12 protein-coding genes and 2 tRNA genes are annotated in these 17,793 nt (G+C 56.2%); 8 read left to right on the top strand and 6 right to left on the bottom strand.

Annotated elements, in window-relative coordinates; all coding sequences use genetic code 11:
- Positions 1 to 15: 15 nt before the first annotated feature.
- Both IM295_RS03890 and IM295_RS03885 read right to left on the bottom strand, forming a co-directional pair.
- Positions 16 to 2,709: a cation-transporting P-type ATPase gene (locus tag IM295_RS03890; RefSeq protein WP_063437793.1), complete on the bottom strand. Its 2,694-nt coding sequence runs from the start codon at positions 2,707 to 2,709 to the stop codon at positions 16 to 18.
- A gap of 47 nt (positions 2,710 to 2,756) precedes the next feature.
- The gene (locus IM295_RS03885; RefSeq protein ID WP_047367872.1) at positions 2,757 to 3,188 is read right to left on the bottom strand and encodes a universal stress protein; all 432 of its coding nucleotides are present in this window, start codon (positions 3,186 to 3,188) and stop codon (positions 2,757 to 2,759) included.
- 396 nt (positions 3,189 to 3,584) lie between these two features.
- Between IM295_RS03885 and IM295_RS03880 the strand changes: the two genes are divergently transcribed.
- The 3 genes from IM295_RS03880 to IM295_RS03870 are packed head-to-tail and all read left to right on the top strand — an operon-like array spanning position 3,585 to position 8,694.
- Positions 3,585 to 4,670, top strand: a complete 1,086-nt coding sequence (locus IM295_RS03880) for an efflux RND transporter periplasmic adaptor subunit (protein ID WP_193066249.1) — start codon at positions 3,585 to 3,587, stop codon at positions 4,668 to 4,670.
- Positions 4,670 to 7,732, top strand: coding sequence for an efflux RND transporter permease subunit (locus tag IM295_RS03875; RefSeq protein WP_193066248.1), 3,063 nt, complete (start codon positions 4,670 to 4,672; stop codon positions 7,730 to 7,732). The genes IM295_RS03880 and IM295_RS03875 overlap by 1 nt, the downstream gene beginning before the upstream one ends.
- A complete protein-coding gene (locus IM295_RS03870) occupies positions 7,729 to 8,694 on the top strand; it encodes an acyltransferase (RefSeq protein WP_045629806.1) in 966 nt (321 codons plus the stop codon). The genes IM295_RS03875 and IM295_RS03870 overlap by 4 nt, the downstream gene beginning before the upstream one ends.
- Here the strand turns inward: IM295_RS03870 and pagP are convergent.
- Positions 8,691 to 9,266 (bottom strand): lipid IV(A) palmitoyltransferase PagP, encoded by a 576-nt coding sequence (gene pagP, locus IM295_RS03865; RefSeq protein ID WP_193066247.1) that lies wholly within the window; start codon positions 9,264 to 9,266, stop codon positions 8,691 to 8,693. The genes IM295_RS03870 and pagP overlap by 4 nt on opposite strands.
- 255 nt (positions 9,267 to 9,521) lie before the next feature.
- Here pagP and shiA point away from each other — a divergent pair, with 255 nt between their 5' ends.
- From shiA to IM295_RS03850, 3 genes are all read left to right on the top strand, one after another.
- Entirely contained in the window at positions 9,522 to 10,841 is a 1,320-nt protein-coding gene (gene shiA, locus IM295_RS03860; RefSeq protein ID WP_193066246.1) for a shikimate transporter, read from the top strand.
- Positions 10,842 to 10,914: 73 nt separating this feature from the next.
- Positions 10,915 to 12,369, top strand: coding sequence for an AMP nucleosidase (locus IM295_RS03855; RefSeq protein WP_041909184.1), 1,455 nt, complete (start codon positions 10,915 to 10,917; stop codon positions 12,367 to 12,369).
- An 18-nt stretch (positions 12,370 to 12,387) separates the two neighbouring features.
- Entirely contained in the window at positions 12,388 to 14,154 is a 1,767-nt protein-coding gene (locus IM295_RS03850) for an aminopeptidase P family protein (protein WP_193066245.1), read from the top strand.
- A 142-nt stretch (positions 14,155 to 14,296) separates the two neighbouring features.
- Here the strand turns inward: IM295_RS03850 and IM295_RS03845 are convergent.
- From IM295_RS03845 to IM295_RS23265, 3 genes are all read right to left on the bottom strand, one after another.
- Positions 14,297 to 14,372 (bottom strand) — tRNA-Asn (locus IM295_RS03845).
- A 103-nt stretch (positions 14,373 to 14,475) separates the two neighbouring features.
- The gene (emmdR, locus tag IM295_RS03840) at positions 14,476 to 15,930 is read right to left on the bottom strand and encodes a multidrug efflux MATE transporter EmmdR (protein ID WP_120787280.1); all 1,455 of its coding nucleotides are present in this window, start codon (positions 15,928 to 15,930) and stop codon (positions 14,476 to 14,478) included.
- 62 nt (positions 15,931 to 15,992) lie between these two features.
- On the bottom strand, positions 15,993 to 16,085 hold the full coding sequence (locus IM295_RS23265; RefSeq protein WP_219358334.1) for a DUF5951 family protein: 93 nt from the start codon (positions 16,083 to 16,085) through the stop codon (positions 15,993 to 15,995).
- 6 nt (positions 16,086 to 16,091) lie between these two features.
- On the opposite strand from IM295_RS23265, the gene IM295_RS03835 reads away from it, so the two are divergent.
- Both IM295_RS03835 and IM295_RS03830 read left to right on the top strand, forming a co-directional pair.
- A tRNA-Asn gene (locus tag IM295_RS03835) sits at positions 16,092 to 16,167 on the top strand.
- 161 nt (positions 16,168 to 16,328) lie between these two features.
- Positions 16,329 to 17,579: an integrase arm-type DNA-binding domain-containing protein gene (locus tag IM295_RS03830; protein WP_193066244.1), complete on the top strand. Its 1,251-nt coding sequence runs from the start codon at positions 16,329 to 16,331 to the stop codon at positions 17,577 to 17,579.
- Positions 17,580 to 17,793: the final 214 nt, after the last annotated feature.

Here is a 17,793-nt window from a genome sequence, read left to right as displayed (position 1 = left end):
TCTCAGTTTACGCTATTACGCTTCGATTTTACGCCATCTGCGCGTCAGCACTTTTTCCGCCTCGACAATAAGGAACATCACAAAACCAATCAGGAAGGTAATGACCCAGTAGCGGAACGGCAGCGCTTCGGTGCCAAACAGCATCTGCATGAACGGGGCGTAAATGATAAGAAGCTGTAGCGCCAGCAGTACGCCGCTCACGATCCAAATCCCTTTATTCGCCAGCAGACCTTTGCTCAGCGAGAAGCCGTCATTAACGCGACAGTTGAGCATGTAGAACCACTGCGCGGTCACCAGGGTTTGCAGCAGCACGGTGCGGATGAATTCCGCCGAGTAGCCGCGCGGCTGTAGCCAGGCTTCCAGCACGAAGGCGCTAATGGCAATCATCAGACCGACAAACACCACGCGCCATATAGCGTAGCCGTCCATCACATGCAGATTCGCCTTGCGCGGTGGCCGGTTCATGATGTCCTTCTCACCCGCTTCAAACGCCAGGCCAAACGACAGGGTTGCTGAAGTGGCCATGTTCATCCACAGGATCAGGACCGGCGTCAGCGGAATCAGGTTCCCCGCCAGCAGCGCGATGATGATCAGCAGGGCCTGCGCGATGTTGCTCGGGATAACGAACAGAATCGTTTTTTTCAGGTTATCGTAAACCCGCCGTCCCTCGTGGACCGCACTGGCAATGGTGGCAAAGTTGTCATCCGTTAACACCATGTCGGCGGCTTCCTTGGTGACCTCAGTCCCCTTAATCCCCATGGCGATACCCACATCCGCCCGCTTGAGCGCCGGGGCATCGTTCACGCCATCCCCGGTCATGCCCACCACTTCCTGTTTACTTTGCAGGGCCTGCACGAGGCGGAATTTATCCTCCGGGCTGGTTCGGGCGAAAATATCGTACTGCTGCGCGGCGTCGCTCAGCTGACGGTCATCCATCGCCTCCAGCTCGCGTCCGGTGATCGCGCTTGCGGCGTTACCAATCCCCAGCATTTGCCCGATGCTCATGGCCGTTTGCGGGTGGTCGCCGGTGATCATTTTCACGCGAATCCCGGCCTGCAGACAGTCGGCAATCGCGGTAATGGCCTCCGGACGCGGCGGATCCATCATTCCTGCAATACCCAGCAGGATCACGCCATCATGGAGGTCCGGGTGATCCAGATCGCGCTGTCCTTCGCGGGCAGGTTTCCAGGCCGCCGCCACCATGCGCAGCCCTTCCCGGGCATACTCTTCAATCTTCCCTTCCCAGTAAGGTTGATCGAACGGCTGCAGTCCGTCATTCGTCTGCTGGTACTGGCAGAGGCGGAACAGGACGTCCGGCGCGCCGGTGATTAAAATCGCCTCTTCTTCACCCAGTCGGTAGAGCGTGGACATGTATTTATACTGCGAATCAAACGGGATTTTACTGCGCATTTCCGTATCAAGCGGTGGGAGCGGGATTTTCGCCGCCAGCACCTTCAGGGCACCCTCGGTTGGTCCTCCGGTGATTTTCCACAGCCCCTGCTCGTCTTTGATCAGCTGGCTGTCATTACAGAGGTCAATGGTGCGCAGGTAGCGTTCCAGCAGGGAACCCTGCGTCACGCTGACGGGCGTCGGGTCATCTACGGGGTGAATATTTCCCACCGGTTCGTAGCTGTCGCCCTCCACGCGATAGGTCGTGTCAGCGGTAATCACCGCTTTGACCGTCATTTCATTCATCGTCAGGGTGCCGGTTTTATCCGAGCAGATGACCGTCATTGCGCCCAGGGTTTCCACCGTGGGCAACTTGCGAATAATGGCCTTGCGACGCGCCATGGCCTGTACGCCAAGCGAAAGGATGATGGAAATGATGGCCGGCAGGCCTTCCGGCACGGCGGCAACGGCGAGGCTGATAAGCGACAGCACCAGTTCAGAAACCGGCATATCCCGGAACAGGAGGCTAAAGACGAACAGCGCTACCATCATCACCAGGATAGTGATGAAAATGGTCTTACCGAGCTTGTCCATCTGCACCATCAGCGGCGTGCGGTGCTTTTCAATGTCGGACATCATCTGATTGATGTGGCCAAGCTCGGTCTCGCCCCCGGTTGCCACCACCACGCCTTTACCGCCGCCGGAGCTGACGGTGGTGCCTGAGTAGAGCAGATTATAGCGATCGCCTAAGGGCAGTTCCCCGCTTAACGCATCGCTGTTTTTCTCAACAACGGTGGATTCGCCAGTCAGGATGGCCTCCTCCACGCGAAGGTTATGCGCCTCAATCACGCGCAGGTCCGCAGGGATACGATCCCCGGCGCGGATCACCACGATATCGCCCGGGACCAGCGCCGTAGTGGGGATCGTTTCATGATTCCCCTGTCGTACCACCACGGCTTCGCTGGAGAGCATATTGCGAATACTCTGCAACGATTTCTCAGCATTGCTCTCCTGGATATGGCCGATCAGCGCGTTAATGATGGCAACCCCAAGGATCACAAACATGTCTACCCAGTGGCCCATAAAGAGCTTAAGCAACGCGGCCACCAGCAGAACGTAAATCAGTACATCGTTAAAATGCGCCAGGAAGCGCAGCCAGGCGGGTTTGCCCTTTTTTTGCGGTAACGCATTCTCACCATGCTGCTGAAGTCGGGCTGATGCCTCAGTGCCGCTAAGTCCTTCCAGAGTGGAGTGGATATTCGACAGGGTTTCATCAACGGTTTGTTGATAATACGGACGTTCAGGTTTTCCTGTTTTCATTGTTACTTCCTCAGGTTCTATTCAGAAATCACCTTGCTTTCATGAAATTAACGAATAACGAAAACAGGAACATGGGCGTAACGGACAATACTTGCCGCCTCCGATCCTAACAAATGGGTTTGAATATTTGGATTGCGGGAGCCGACGATAATCGCGCCAGCAGTAAGTTCATCCGCCAGCTTAATAACCTCATCACGAACATTTCCGCTGCGAACATGGAGGTGAACGCGCTCTTCTGGCAAATTCAATTTTTTGACCAGGTCAGACAGTTTTTCTTTTGAATTATTAATCATATATTCATCCATCTTTCGCGCATCTGAAATAAAACCGCGCGTCAGCTCGGCTGAAAATTTTGGCATGACGTGCAGCAAATGAATGTCACCCAATGCGCTTTGCGCCAGAAACTGTGCATGCTGCAACGCTTTATCCGCCAGGCTTGTCTCGTAGACATCCACCGGAACGAGAATGTTTTTATACATATCGAGCATCCTTTTTATAACCAACATGAGAGTGAATGAAGCAAAAAAAACGCATTAAATGCAGGGGGTTGCCCTTAATGCCAGTTACGGTAAAAGAGATGAATAATATTAAACGTAGCACAGGAATTTCAGGTTTAGCGCGTCCCCACTGCTAATGGTTATTTAACATTTATCTTTTCGCCGACTATGCTCATAGTGAGTTACCGCTTCCGGCTCATGGAGGAATGTATGTATGGCATAAGCCTGATCCGACTGGGTATGTTTATTGCGCTTGCCATTATCGCCAGCACGGCGATTGGTTTATTTACCTATATGGTCGTCACTGTTCTGGCAGAATAGTGTCACCCCTGTCCAGGTTATGGAATAAATAAAACAGTTATTTATTAGGGGAATACAGTGAAACGTTACCTCTCTCTTTTACCGTTCGTTTTGTTAACGCTCACGGCGTGCGATCCTAAACCTGAACAAGCCTCCCCCCTGCCCAGAATGGTTAAAGTGGCGGAGGTGACGGTTCCCGGTCATGCCCAGCAGCGCGTTTTTCCCGCCCGCATTGAATCGGGCGATGCCACAGACCTTTCCTTCAAGCGCGCTGGTCAAATTGAAGCGCTCGATGTGCGTCAGGGCGCAGCCATCAAGCAGGGCCAACAGCTTGCAAGATTGAACGCCCGTGAAGCCCAGCAGCGGGTTAACGACATGCAGACGGCGGCGACGCTGGCCCAGAGGCAGTTCGATCGCTTCCAGACGCTGGCGGGCCGCCAGGCGATTTCGAAAGCCGAAATGGACGTGCAGCGTGCGAACCGCGATTCGGCGAATGCGGCGCTGCAGATTGCCCGAGAAGAGTTGAATCAGATGACGCTCGTCGCCCCCTTCAGCGGGACGGCGGCCAGCGTACATGTCCGAAACCATCAGGTGGTGTCTGCCGGTCAGCCCATCGCGACGTTAACCCGCACCGATCTGCTTGATGTGGTGTTCAGCATCCCTGAAAACCTGTTTAAGACCTTTGATATCCGCAACGCGCAGTATCGTCCGGTAGTGAGAATTAACGCCATTCCGGATCGGGAATTTACCGCCGTCTACAAAGAGCACTCGGGCAGCAGCGACAGTAATACCCTGACCTGGCAGGTGATACTGACCATGCCGCGACCAGATGATTTTCCCGCCGTCGGTGGCGTAAGCGGTACGGTGACCATCAATTTAACCAACCTCCCGGCTGGCGCGGGCGCTCAGACGCTGGTTGTACCGGTTGAGGCCGTCTTTAACCCGGACAACAGCCCACGCAATGAGCCGCACGTCTGGGTTGTGGCGGGAGAAGGCGACACGCTCCATCTTGAAGACCGCAAGGTCAGCGTGGGGCAAGTGATAACCGAAGGCGTGACGATCACCAGCGGGCTTAAGGCGGGCGAGCGCGTGGTGGCCGCAGGCGTGGGAGAGCTCCATGCTAACCAGCCGGTGCGTATCTGGACGCGTGAGCGGGGACTGTAATGGATATCACTCGTCAATTTATTAATAACCCGGTTCGCGTCTGGCTAACGATTCTGCTGCTGGGCATTGGGGGGATTTTCGCCCTGTTGAATATCGGCAGGCTGGAAGATCCCGCCTTTACCATCAAAACCGCTGTGGTGGTTACCCACTACCCCGGCGCATCCGCTCAGCAGGTTGAAGAAGAGGTGACGCTGCCGCTGGAGAATGCCCTTCAGCAGCTGCCTTATCTGGACAACGTGAGCTCCATCTCATCAAACGGGCTGTCGCAAATCACCGTTAACATCGCTTCACGCTATCACTCGAACGAACTGCCGCAGATTTGGGATGAGCTGCGCCGCCGAGTGGGCGATGCCTCGCGTCAGTTCCCGCCCGGCGTCGTCACGCCCTTTGTGAATGACGATTTCGGCGACGTGTTCGGCTTCTTCTTCGCCATTTCCGGGGATGAATTCAGTAATCCTGAACTGGTGAGATATGCAGAGCAGCTGCGCCGCGCGTTGATTCTCGTTCCCGGCGTCGCGAAGGTCGCCATCGGCGGGGCCATTAGCCAACAGGTCAACATCGATATTTCCCTGACCAAAATGGCCGCGCGCGGCATTACGCTGAACCAGCTTTCCGCCCTGCTCAGCAGGCTCAACGTCGTTTCCAGCGCCGGAGAAATCACCTCCGGCAGCGAATCCATTCGTCTGCACCCCACTGGTGAGTTCGAGAATCTTGATGAACTGGCGGATCTCATCATCACGCCTTCCGGCACCGGGGCGGCGACGCGCCTGCGGGATATCGCCACGCTGTCGCGCGGGCTGAACGAATCGCCCGCCAGTATCTACCATGCCAACGGCAAAAAAGCCGTCACCATGGGCGTCTCGTTTATTCCCGGCGTGAACGTGATCGACGTGGGCCACGCGCTGGAGGCGAAGCTAAACCAGATGTCGGCGGAAAAACCGGCAGGCATACAGATAGATCTGTTTTACGATCAGGCAGCCGAAGTGGGCCATTCTGTTAACGGTTTTATTATTAACTTCCTGATGGCGCTGGCGATTGTCATCGGCGTGCTGCTGATCTTTATGGGGGTACGCAGCGGGATCATCATCGCGGTTTCTCTCGCCCTTAACGTGCTGGGCACGCTGCTGATTATGTATCTGTGTGGCATTGAGCTACAGCGCATCTCGCTCGGGGCGCTGATTATCGCCCTCAGCATGCTGGTGGATAACGCCATCGTGATTGTCGAAGGGGTGTTGATTGCCCGGCAGCAGGGCTCCCCGCTGTTAACCGCCGCTAACAACATCATCCGCCGCTCCGCCCTGCCGCTGCTGGGGGCGACGGTGATCGCCATCCTTGCGTTTGCCCCTATCGGGCTATCGCAGGATTCCACCGGGGAATACTGTAAATCTCTGTTCCAGGTGCTGCTGATTTCCCTGATGCTGAGCTGGTTCTCGGCGCTCACCCTCACCCCGGTGCTGATTAAGTGGTGGTTGTTTAAAAACGACAGTGCGCCGGACGCCACTAACGAGTCAGATCCTTACGACAAACGTCTCTACCGCCTCTACCAGCACCTGCTGAACGCACTGCTGCACCATAAAGCGCCAACGCTGGTAGTGATGGCCGCCCTGCTGGCCGCGTCTGTCTGGGGGTTTGGCGCGGTGCGGCAAAACTTTTTCCCGTCGTCCAATACGCCGATTTTCTTTGTCGACCTCTGGTTACCCTACGGGACCGATATCAAATGGACCGAGAAAATGACCGGCGATATTGAGAAAACCATCAAGGGACGGCCCGGCGTGGAAACCACCGTCTCGACCATCGGTCAGGGGAGCATGCGCTTTATTCTGACCTACAGCGGACAGCGGCAGTACAGCAACTACGCGCAGATCATGGTGCGTATGGATGACCAGCGCAGCATCTCCGCGCTGACGCGCTACGTGGATGAGTACATCGCGCGTAACTACCCGCAGGTCAACGCCAGCACGAAACGGGTGATGTTTGGGCCCTCCGGCGACAGCGCCATTGAAGTGCGCATTAAAGGCCCGGATCCTGACAGGCTGCGTCTGATTGCCAGCCAGGTGGACGATATCCTGGCGCGCGACCCGGCCACGGGGAGCGTCCGAAACGACTGGCAAAACCGCAGCAAAGTGATCCGTCCGCAGTACGTCGCCGCGCTGGGACGCGAGCTTGGCGTGGATAAGCAGGACGTCGACAACGCGCTGGAGATGAATTTCTCCGGCAGCCGGGCGGGGTTGTATCGGGAAGGCAGTGACCTGCTGCCCGTGGTGGTGAGGCCTCCGGAAAGCGAAAGGCTGGACGCCAGCCACCTGAACAACGTGCTGGTGTGGAGCCAGGCGCGGCAGCAGTATATCCCGCTGAGTAACGTCGTTAGCAGCTTCACGCTGGAGTGGGAAGATCCGCTCATCCTTCGACGCGACCGCTCGCGGGTACTGACGGTTCAGACGGATCCGGACCCGCTGAGCCAGCAAACCTCCGGTGATATTCTCGCCCGCGTGAAGCCGCAGGTGGATGCCCTTCCCCTGCCACACGGCTACAGCATCGAGTGGGGGGGCGACGCGGAAAACTCCAGCGAAGCGCAGCAAGGGCTGTTCACTACGCTACCTCTCGGGTATCTGGTGATGTTTGTCATTACGGTGCTGATGTTCAGCTCGGTAAAAAATGCCGTCGCGATCTGGCTGACCGTACCGCTGGCGTTGATTGGCGTCACGCCAGGATTTTTAATTACCGGCATTCCCTTTGGCTTTATGGCGCTGATTGGTCTGCTGAGCCTGAGCGGAATGCTCATCCGCAACGGCATCGTGCTGGTGGAAGAGATCGAACAGCAGAAAACGCACAAGGATCAGCACAGCGCGATCGTTTATGCCGCCACCTCGCGCCTGCGCCCTATCCTGCTCACCGCGTTCACGACCGTACTTGGCCTGGCACCGCTGCTGCTGGATGTTTTCTTCCAGAGCATGGCCGTTGTGATTATGTTTGGACTGGGGTTTGCTACAATCCTGACGCTACTGGTACTCCCCGTGATCTATGCGTGTTTCCATCGTAAGGACGAAGCCAAACAACAATGAATGCGACAGGGCTGAACATTATCAAGACGCTGGGCTGTATGACGGCGGTCACCTTCTTCACCATCTACAATACCTGGGATCATTATGACTATGACTATCACTGGATCCTGGGCTTTTTAACTTTTATCTCGACCATCGCCACGCCGCTGTTTTTTGTGGTGTCGGGCTATCTCGACGGGCAATCCCGGCACGGCACGCGCTGGCAGCTGGGGAAAATAAAAAGTCTGGTGATTGTTTTTCTGTTCTGGATAACGATCTACTACCTCTGGGAGCCTTATCAGCGCGGGTATTTAATTCAGCCCTGGTTCGTGTTCGCATTTGTCGTGATTTACACCTTCCACCCGGCGGTGGAGTGGCTTAGCCAGCGGAGATCGCTGTTCTGCGGCGCGATTGCTGCTCTGCTGTGCTTTTCCTACGGATACGATCTGTTATCGGCGCTTTATCCTGAAACGCACGTCCTTTCGCTTTCGCCGCAGTATCGGCTGTGGACATGGCTGCTGTTTTATCTGACCGGGCAGCTCTTCTGCGACCCAAAAGTCGCCGAGTGGATAAGCCGCAAAAACGTGGTTCGGGCGGCGGTTGTCGCCATCCCGTTTATCTATCTCTTCACCTGGTTTTACGAGCGCCACTTCTTTTTTGCCCTGTTTAAGGCCGACAGGAACGCCTTTATTCTCACCGGCTCGCAGATCTACATCCTGATTATTGCCCTGGTGATTGCGGCGAACGGCGTTCGCTTTCGCCGCAATGCTGAATTAAAGGAGTCCATTCTGGCCGCCATCAGCAAAACGATGACCGGCGTATATATTGTGCATTACTCGGTGTTTCATCTGCTGACGGCGCTGATACCGGTGACCTCTCTCGGCATGAAGCTGGCGCTGATTGTGCTTACGTTCGTCACCTCTGTTCTCTTCTCCATGCTGGTATTGTCTAACGCCGTGGCAAAAAAGGTGATCACCCTTTAAAAGCCTAAGCGCAGCCAGGCAAAGAGCACGTTGCCGTTGTTATAAGTTCCGGGAATATAGGTGAACTGGACGGTAACGCGCTTATAGCCAGCTGAAAACAGCGGGAAGATGAACGGCAGAGGCACATAGTTTGCAAAATCATCTCGCGCCGTGATGCCCGCGGCGGCACCGAGCCCAAGGCGGAAATCTTTGGCATTATCCAGATACCAGCCCTTCTCCCAGCCATAGCCCATCGCGGGCTGCCATTCGTTGTGCGAGTCCTTGAACATCATTGCGAAAAGCGCGCTCCAGTTGCCCTCTTCGTTATAGCGGGACACGCCCAGGCCGCCGCCCCACGGCATTTCGTTGTAATTGTCGGTTTTTTCTTTATCGTACATAAAGCGGGCGTGCCAGCTCAGAAACGGCAAGTACAAATCGTAACGTTGCGGCTCTTCCCAGGTCTGGGAGATATCATCCGTCAGCGCATTCCACCAGCCGCTAATACGCTGTTCGCCATAGACTTTCGGCTCGGCATGAAGCGGTGCGGCGAATAAAAACAGGATCATCCAGAATGCCGAAAAGTTACGTTGCATCGTTTTTCCCTCAGCTTTAGTCACGCAGCGGTATCTATTACTGTAATCCATTCAGCACGAACCGGAGCCAAACAGACGGATTTATCTCGAGGCAGGGGAAGATGAAATTTATTTATTCAGCGCCTCCCGGAAAGATAAAAACGTTTTCTCAGGCGTTTTGTCGCGGTAGTCTCATAGGTTCCGTTTATATGACGGCAGCTATGTGAGTGACCTTTTCTTATACCAATAATAAAAAACAGTACGGACAGGACAACTATGGACTCCACCCTCATCTCCGATCGTCCCAACGAGGAGACACCTTCGCTCAATCGCGCCCGCCGCGCCGCCCTCGGCAGCTTCGCGGGTGCCGTCGTCGACTGGTATGATTTTCTGCTCTACGGCATCACCGCCGCGCTGGTGTTTAACCGCGAGTTTTTTCCCCAGGTCAGCCCTGCGATGGGCACGCTCGCCGCGTTTGCCACCTTCGGCGTCGGCTTTCTGTTTCGCCCGCTGGGCGGGGTGATTTTCGGCCACTTCGGCGACCGGCTTGGCCGCAAGCGCATGCTGATGCTTACCGTCTGGATGATGGGGATTGCCACCGCGCTGATTGGCATTCTCCCGTCGTTTTCCGCCATCGGCTGGTGGGCGCCGGTGTTGCTGGTGACGCTGCGCGCCATCCAGGGCTTCGCCGTGGGCGGCGAATGGGGCGGCGCGGCGCTGTTATCCGTTGAGAGTGCGCCAAAAAACAAGAAAGCGTTTTACAGCAGCGGCGTGCAGGTCGGGTACGGCGTCGGGCTGTTGCTTTCCACCGGGCTGGTATCGTTAATCAGCCAGCTCACCACCGACGAGCAGTTTCTGAGCTGGGGCTGGCGCATCCCGTTTATCTTCAGCATCGTGCTGGTCATTGCCGCCCTGTGGATCCGCAACGGGATGGATGAGTCGGCAGAGTTCGAACAGCAGCAGCAGCGTGAGGAGCCGTCCGTCAAAAAACGGCTGCCGGTGATGGAAGCCCTGATTCGGCACCCTGGCGCTTTTCTGAAAATTATCGCCCTGCGCCTGTGCGAGCTGCTGACGATGTATATCGTCACCGCCTTTGCGTTGAACTACTCGACGCAGAATCTCGGCCTGCCCCGTGAACTGTTCCTGAATATCGGTCTGCTGGTTGGCGGGATCAGCTGTCTGACCATCCCCTGCTTCGCCTGGCTGGCGGACCGGTTTGGCCGCCGCCGCGTCTACATCACCGGCGCGCTGATTGGCAGCCTCAGCGCCTGGCCGTTCTTTATGGCACTGGAGGCTCATTCTGTGTTCTGGATTGTCTTCTTCGCCATTATGCTCGCGAACATCGCTCACGATATGGTGGTCTGCGTGCAGCAGCCGATGTTTACCGAACTGTTCGGCGCCAGCTACCGCTACAGCGGCGCGGGCGTGGGTTACCAGGTGGCAAGCGTGGTCGGCGGCGGATTTACGCCGTTTATCGCCGCCGCGCTGGTGGCCTTCTCCGGTGGTAACTGGCACAGCGTGGCGATTTATCTGCTGGCCGGCTGCCTGCTGTCGGCGGCAACGGCGCTTCTGATGAAAGAGACGAGCCACGCCTGATCTCCCTTTTGTTTCACAGGCGTGTGACATACTATCGGATAGAGTCGCACACCTGTGGAACAAGGAGACAGAGATGAATAATAAGGGCTCCAGCCTGACCCCGGCTCAGGCGCTGGAAAAACTCGACGCGCTGTATGAACAGTCCGTCAACGCGCTGCGCAGCGCCATTAGCGAATACATCGAAACGGGGAAACTTCCCGATCAAAAGGCCAGAAACGAAGGCCTTTTTGTTTATCCATCGCTCTCTGTGACCTGGGACGGCAGCGCAAGCACGACGCCGAAAACCCGCGCCTACGCCCGTTTTACCCACTCCGGCTGCTACAGCACCACCGTCACCCGCCCTGCACTGTTCCGCCCCTATCTGGAAGAGCAGCTAACGCTGTTGTATCAGGATTACGGCGCGCACATTGCCGTGGAGCCTTCACAGCATGAGATCCCGTACCCGTACGTGATTGACGGTTCGGCGCTAACTCTTGACCGCTCCATGAGCGCGGGACTGACCCGCCACTTCCCAACGACCGAGCTGTCACAGATTGGCGATGAGACGGCTGACGGGATTTATCACCCGGCAGAGTTTTCCCCCCTGTCGCACTTTGACGCCCGTCGGGTGGATTTCTCCCTGGCGCGCCTGCGCCACTACACCGGCACGCCCGCCGAGCATTTCCAGCCGTTTGTGCTGTTTACCAACTACACCCGCTACGTGGACGAGTTCGTTCGCTGGGGCTGTAGCCAGATCCTTGATCCGGACAGTCCATATATCGCCCTCTCCTGCGCGGGCGGGATCTGGATCACCGCCGAGACCGAAGCGCCCGAGCAGGCCATCTCCGATCTGGCGTGGAAAAAACACCAGATGCCCGCCTGGCACCTGATCACCGCCGACGGTCAGGGGATCACCCTGATCAACATCGGCGTCGGCCCGTCGAACGCCAAAACCATCTGTGACCATCTGGCGGTGCTGCGCCCCGACGTGTGGCTGATGATTGGCCACTGCGGCGGCCTGCGCGAAAGCCAGCTGATTGGCGATTACGTGCTGGCCCACGCCTATCTGCGCGACGACCACGTGCTGGATGCGGTACTGCCGCCGGATATCCCAATCCCGAGCATCGCCGAAGTACAGCGCGCGCTGTATGACGCCACCAAAGAGGTGAGCGGCATGCCGGGTGAAGAGGTGAAGCAGCGCCTGCGTACCGGTACGGTGGTGACAACGGATGACCGCAACTGGGAGTTGCGTTACTCCGCCTCCGCGCTGCGCTTCAACCTGAGCCGAGCGGTGGCGATTGATATGGAGAGCGCCACCATCGCCGCCCAGGGGTATCGCTTCCGCGTTCCTTACGGCACGCTGCTGTGCGTGTCCGATAAGCCGCTGCACGGCGAAATTAAGCTGCCGGGTCAGGCCAACCGTTTCTATGAAGGGGCGATTTCCGAACATTTGCAGATCGGCATTCGCGCCATCGACCTGCTGCGGGCGGAAGGCGACCGACTGCATTCGCGTAAGCTGCGCACCTTCAACGAGCCGCCGTTCCGCTAATAACAATAAGGAAAAACCATGCACACCCCTGCTCCGCTCTCTGCCCTGCGTCAGTGGCTTCAGGAAAACAGCCTCGACGGGATGATCGTTCCGCGCACCGATGCCTGGCAAAGCGAGAATTGCGCGTCGAACGACGAAAAGCTGGCCTGGCTGACAGGCTTTAACGGCTCTGCTGGCGTCGCGCTGGTACTGAGGGATAAAGCGCTGCTGTTCGTCGACGGGCGCTATCAGGTGCAGGCCCGCGTTCAGGTGAATATGGATGAGGTTGAGATCCACCATCTGCACAACGAGCCGCTGGCAGACTGGCTGACGGCCAACGTCGCGGCGGGCACGCGCATCGGTTTTGACCCAATGCTGATGACGAATACCGAGTTTACGCAGCTGTCTGCCACACCGTGCGCGCTCGTGCCGCTGAACGCGTCACCGTTTGACGCCTTATGGATCGATCGCCCTGCCGCACCGGCGGGGCTTATCCGTGAGATGCCGGTTGCGATAAGCGGTGAAAGCAGCGAAGACAAACGTCAGCGCGTTGCCGCCGTGCTGGCCGCGAACAACGCTGACTACCTGGCCGTTACGCTGCCGGATAACATTGCGTGGCTGCTCAACGTGCGCGGCTCAGATATCCCCACCAGTCCGGTACCGCTCTCATTTGCCCTGCTCGGTCGCGACAGCCGCGTTGAGTGGTTTGTTAACGATAATAAGCTCGCAGAACTCCCTGATGCAGTTCTGAACGCCTTCACGATTGCGCCACAGGACACCTTTATTGAGCGCTGTCAGCAACTTGCTGAAGGGAAGCGGGTGATGGTTGATGCCGACTCCGCGCCGGTGGCCCTGCGCTTTGCCATTGAACCGCGCGGTGAAATTGTCTGGCGAACAGATCCCATTACCCTCATTAAGGCTACCAAAAACCCGGTCGAGCTGGCAGGGTATCGCGAGTGCCATCTCCAGGACGGCGCCGCATGGGTCAACTTCCTGGCCTGGCTGAGCCGCGAAGTGCCGCTGCGTGCGGCGGCGGGACAACCGCTAACGGAGCTGGAAGTGCAGGCGAAGCAGCTGGCATTTCGCAAACAGCAGCCCGGTTTTATCGAGCAGAGTTTCGCGACCATTTCCGCCTCTTCGAGCAATGCGGCGATGTGCCACTATCATTCAAGCGAGGCCAGCAACAAGCCCATCGGTCATGACCATTTTTACCTGAACGATTCGGGCGGGCAGTACGCTAACGGCACCACCGATGCCACGCGCACGCTGGCGTGGGGTAATGTCCCCTCGCAGCAGCGTCTGCACTACACCGCCGTGCTGAGAGGCTTCCTGTCGCTGATTACCCTGCAGTTCCCTTCCGGTACGCAGGGGCACCAGCTGGATGCTTTCGCGCGTCGTCCGCTGTGGGAGATGGGGCTGGATTACGATCACGGTACCGGGCACGGCGTGTGCCACCAGCTTCTGATCCACGAAAACCCGCATCGCATCGCCAAAAAGGTGAACCCGTGGCCGCTGGTGGCAGGGAACATCATGACCATTGAGCCGGGATACTATCTGGGCGATAGCCACGGTATCCGTATTGAAAACCAGGTAGAAATTGTGGAGAGCCGACCGGGGTTCTGCAAGTTTGCCTCGCTGACGCTGATCCCGATCGATCTAAGCCAAGTGGAATTGCAGCTGTTGAGCGAGCAGGAAAAGCAGTGGCTGGATGCGTATCACCAGCAGGTACGTGAGGCGCTGACGCCGCGGGTGAATAGCGAGGCGCGTTCGTGGCTGGAAGAGGCGACGGCGCCGGTTCGTGTGTAATTTCGTGCGGTCTGATGCCCTCACCCCATCCCTCTCCCACGGGAGAGGGTGAAAACACTAAAAACGGCAACAAGGTTGCCGTTTTGCATTTACCTGACGCAGAAAAGCAAAAAGCCTGCTTCAAAAGCAGGCTTTTCAAATTTGGCTCCTCTGACTGGACTCGAACCAGTGACATACGGATTAACAGTCCGCCGTTCTACCGACTGAACTACAGAGGAATCGTGTGAACGGGGCGCATATTATCGATGCTCCCCGATGATGTCAAAGGCAGAATGCATATTTCCGATCGTTTGCCGAATTATTCTCCATTTCGCGCAATTGTCAGGCATTTTGTCGCGGATATTTCCACAGCCAGCGCCCGCTGACCATGCGCCAGTAGAACAGCGCCCCGCGTACGGCCCAGTCAAGGAACATCCCCAGCCAGACGCCCACCACGCCCCAGCCCAGCACCACGCCAAGCGTATAGCCCGCAACAACGCGACACCCCCACATGCCAAGCATGGACACCCACATGGCAAAACGGGCATCGCGCGCCCCTTTCAGCCCGGCAGGCAACACCCAGGATGCCGCCCAGATGGGCATAAAGGCGGCGTTGAGCCAGATAAGGATCTTCACCACCTCTTTCACGTCATCTTCGTGGGTATAGAACGCGGCCATCAGCCCGGCAAACGGCGCGGTGCCCCAGGCGATCAGCGTCAGCCCAATCGTCGACAGCCAGAACACATGGCGCAGCTGCCGCTCCGCCTGGCCTATCTGCCCTTTCCCGAGCCGTTTACCCGTGATGATGGTTGATGCCGACCCAAGGGCGTTACCCGGCAGGTTAATCAGCGAGGCGATGGAGAAGGCGATAAAGTTACCGGCGATAACGTCGGTGCCCATTCCGGCGACAAACATCTGCGTGAGCAGCTTCCCGCCGTTGAACAACACGGATTCAATGCTCGCGGGAATACCAATCCCCATCACTTCCCAGATAATGGCGAAATTAAAGGGCCGGAAATAGCTCTTAAGCGTAAGACGCAGCGAGGGGGTAATCCCCGTCATCAGCACCCCGATGATGGCCGCCGCACCGATATAGCGTGATATGGTTAATCCCAGCCCGGCCCCGACGAACCCCAGCCCATCCCACGAGAACGCGCCGTAGATCAGCACGCTGCTGATGATGATATTCAGGATATTCATCCCACCGTTGATCAGCAGCGGGATTTTGGTGTTACCTGCCCCGCGCAGCGCGCCGCTGCCAATCAACGCGATGGCCGCCGCCGGATAGCTTAAGACGGTCATTTCGAGATAGGTCAGCGCCAGGTCCTTCACCTCGTTCGTGGCTTCCCCGGCGACAAAATCGATAATCTCTTTACCGAAATAGTGGATCACCGCCGCCAGAACAATCGAAAAGAGGGTCATGATCATCAGCGACTGACGTGCAGCCTCGCGCGCGCGTTTGGGATCCAGCTTGCCGAGACTAAAGGCCACCACAACCGTCGTCCCGAGATCGATGGCGGCAAAGAATGACATCACCACCATGTTAAAGCTGTCTGCCAGCCCGACCCCCGCCATCGCCTCTTTCCCCAGCCAGCTCACCAGGAAGGTGCTCAGCACTCCCATCAGCAGAACGCAGGTATTTTCCAGAAAAATAGGCACGGCAAGAGGGGTGATTTCACGCCAGAACAGAACACGATAGCTTTTACGTTTTGCGTACCATGGCGTGCGCACGATCGCCTGGCGCAGAGGGGCAGTGACGTTCAAAATGGACCTTAGCGAGAATAGTTGAAACTCCATTTCAAATGATGGGGGAGAAATGCTAATCCTGCAAAGTATTTTCCTGAAAAAGATGTGTGTATTTACAACAAACTGACGACAGAATCGGCAATCAGTCGATTTTCCCTAAGATCAGGTTTGACAAAAGTTTTTTCGCCGCTAAGATAAGCCTCCACAACGATTCCTCTGTAGTTCAGTCGGTAGAACGGCGGACTGTTAATCCGTATGTCACTGGTTCGAGTCCAGTCAGAGGAGCCAATTTCCTGTTTTCATGCCTCCTTGCGAATCTTTATCTGATACTGATTCAAGAGGTTAGCGTGAAAATTCTTCCCGGTGTATTTTGATTTAATCCTCCGCATCGGGAAAAATTGGTGGTCAAATCTGGGGTCAGGTTAGTTCGATAATGGAGTGACCCCCATATGTCCCTTACCGATGCGAAAATCCGCACTCTTAAACCTTCTGATAAATCCTTTAAAGTCTCCGATTCTCACGGTCTGTATCTTCTTGTCAAACCGGGCGGCTCACGTCACTGGTATCTCAAATATCGTATAAACGGCAAAGAATCCCGCATTGCACTGGGTGCCTATCCTGCCGTTTCCCTGTCTGATGCCCGCCAGCAGCGCGAAGGTATCCGTAAGATGCTGGCGCTGAACATCAACCCGGCACAGCAGCGGGCAGTTGAACGCGGAGCCTACACATCGGAGAAAGTATTTAAAATCGTGGCACTGGCGTGGCATAAAAGTAATAAAAAATGGTCGCAGAACACCGCTGACCGTCTGCTTGCCAGCCTGAACAATCATGTATTTCCGGTTATCGGCCACCTGTCAGTCTCAGAGCTTAAACCCCGGCATTTCATTGGCCTGCTGAAAGGGATTGAGGAAAAAGGACTGCTTGAAGTTGCGTCCCGCACGCGGCAGCACCTCAGCAACATCATGCGTCATGCAGTTCATCAGGGGTTAATCGACAGCAACCCGGCGGCAAACCTTGACGGCGTAACGGCTCCTCCCGTCAGACGGCATTATCCCGCCCTGCCACTGGAGCGGCTGCCTGAACTGCTTGAACGTATTGAGGCATATCATCAAGGCCGTGAACTGACCCGGCTTGCCGTCCTGTTGACGCTGCATCTGTTCATTCGCTCCAGTGAGCTGCGCTTTGCCCGCTGGTCAGAAATAGATTTCAGAAATAGAACCTGGACGATACCCGCCACACGCGAAGCCATTGCAGGCGTGCGTTATTCCGGGCGCGGTGCCAAAATGCGCACTGCTCATATCGTACCCCTCTCAGAACAGGCCATCGCCATTCTGAAACGGATTAAAGATATCTCCGGTGATGGTGAGCTGGTCTTCCCCGGCGACCATAACCCATATAAACCGATGTGTGAAAACACCGTGAATAAGGCACTGCGCTTTATGGGTTACGACACTAAACATGATATCTGCGGTCACGGCCTCAGGGCAATGGCATGCAGCGCCCTGATGGAGTCCGGTTTATGGTCGCAGGATGCAGTGGAGCGCCAGATGAGCCATCAGGAGCGCAACAGCGTGCGGGCGGCTTACATACATAAAGCGGAATACCTTGATGCTCGAAAAGCGATGATGCAATGGTGGTCGGATTATCTTGCAATTAATCGAAAGGTTTTTATTTCACCATATCTTTTTGAAAAAAATTAAAATATTCATAATATCTTAGCTTTACAGAACGGCCCATTATCGTATTAATCATGGGCCTTTTTTATACTGCCATGCCGCAATCTCCCCCCCTCAAGCTTACTCGGTAATTATTTAAGTAAGCAGCTGATCTTTAATGGTACTCATTGATTCGCAAAGCCCAGTTTAATCAGGATTTTACTATCGATGGACCCAAAAACCTGGCAAACGACAACTG

Origin of the sequence: Enterobacter cloacae complex sp. P14RS (assembly GCF_014895895.1) — a bacterium.
Classification (GTDB): domain Bacteria; phylum Pseudomonadota; class Gammaproteobacteria; order Enterobacterales; family Enterobacteriaceae; genus Enterobacter; species Enterobacter bugandensis.
The sequence above is the reverse complement of the archived record's forward strand: the minus strand, read 5'-3'. Positions and strand labels throughout refer to the sequence as shown.

Coding starts and splice junctions, on each gene's coding strand:
- IM295_RS03890 (WP_063437793.1), bottom strand. CDS start 2,709: ATGAAAACAGGAAAACCTGAACGTCCGTATTATCAACAAACCGTTGAT.
- IM295_RS03885 (WP_047367872.1), bottom strand. CDS start 3,188: ATGTATAAAAACATTCTCGTTCCGGTGGATGTCTACGAGACAAGCCTG.
- IM295_RS03875 (WP_193066248.1), top strand. CDS start 4,670: ATGGATATCACTCGTCAATTTATTAATAACCCGGTTCGCGTCTGGCTA.
- IM295_RS03870 (WP_045629806.1), top strand. CDS start 7,729: ATGAATGCGACAGGGCTGAACATTATCAAGACGCTGGGCTGTATGACG.
- pagP (WP_193066247.1), bottom strand. CDS start 9,266: ATGCAACGTAACTTTTCGGCATTCTGGATGATCCTGTTTTTATTCGCC.
- shiA (WP_193066246.1), top strand. CDS start 9,522: ATGGACTCCACCCTCATCTCCGATCGTCCCAACGAGGAGACACCTTCG.
- IM295_RS03855 (WP_041909184.1), top strand. CDS start 10,915: ATGAATAATAAGGGCTCCAGCCTGACCCCGGCTCAGGCGCTGGAAAAA.
- IM295_RS03850 (WP_193066245.1), top strand. CDS start 12,388: ATGCACACCCCTGCTCCGCTCTCTGCCCTGCGTCAGTGGCTTCAGGAA.
- emmdR (WP_120787280.1), bottom strand. CDS start 15,930: ATGGAGTTTCAACTATTCTCGCTAAGGTCCATTTTGAACGTCACTGCC.
- IM295_RS03830 (WP_193066244.1), top strand. CDS start 16,329: ATGTCCCTTACCGATGCGAAAATCCGCACTCTTAAACCTTCTGATAAA.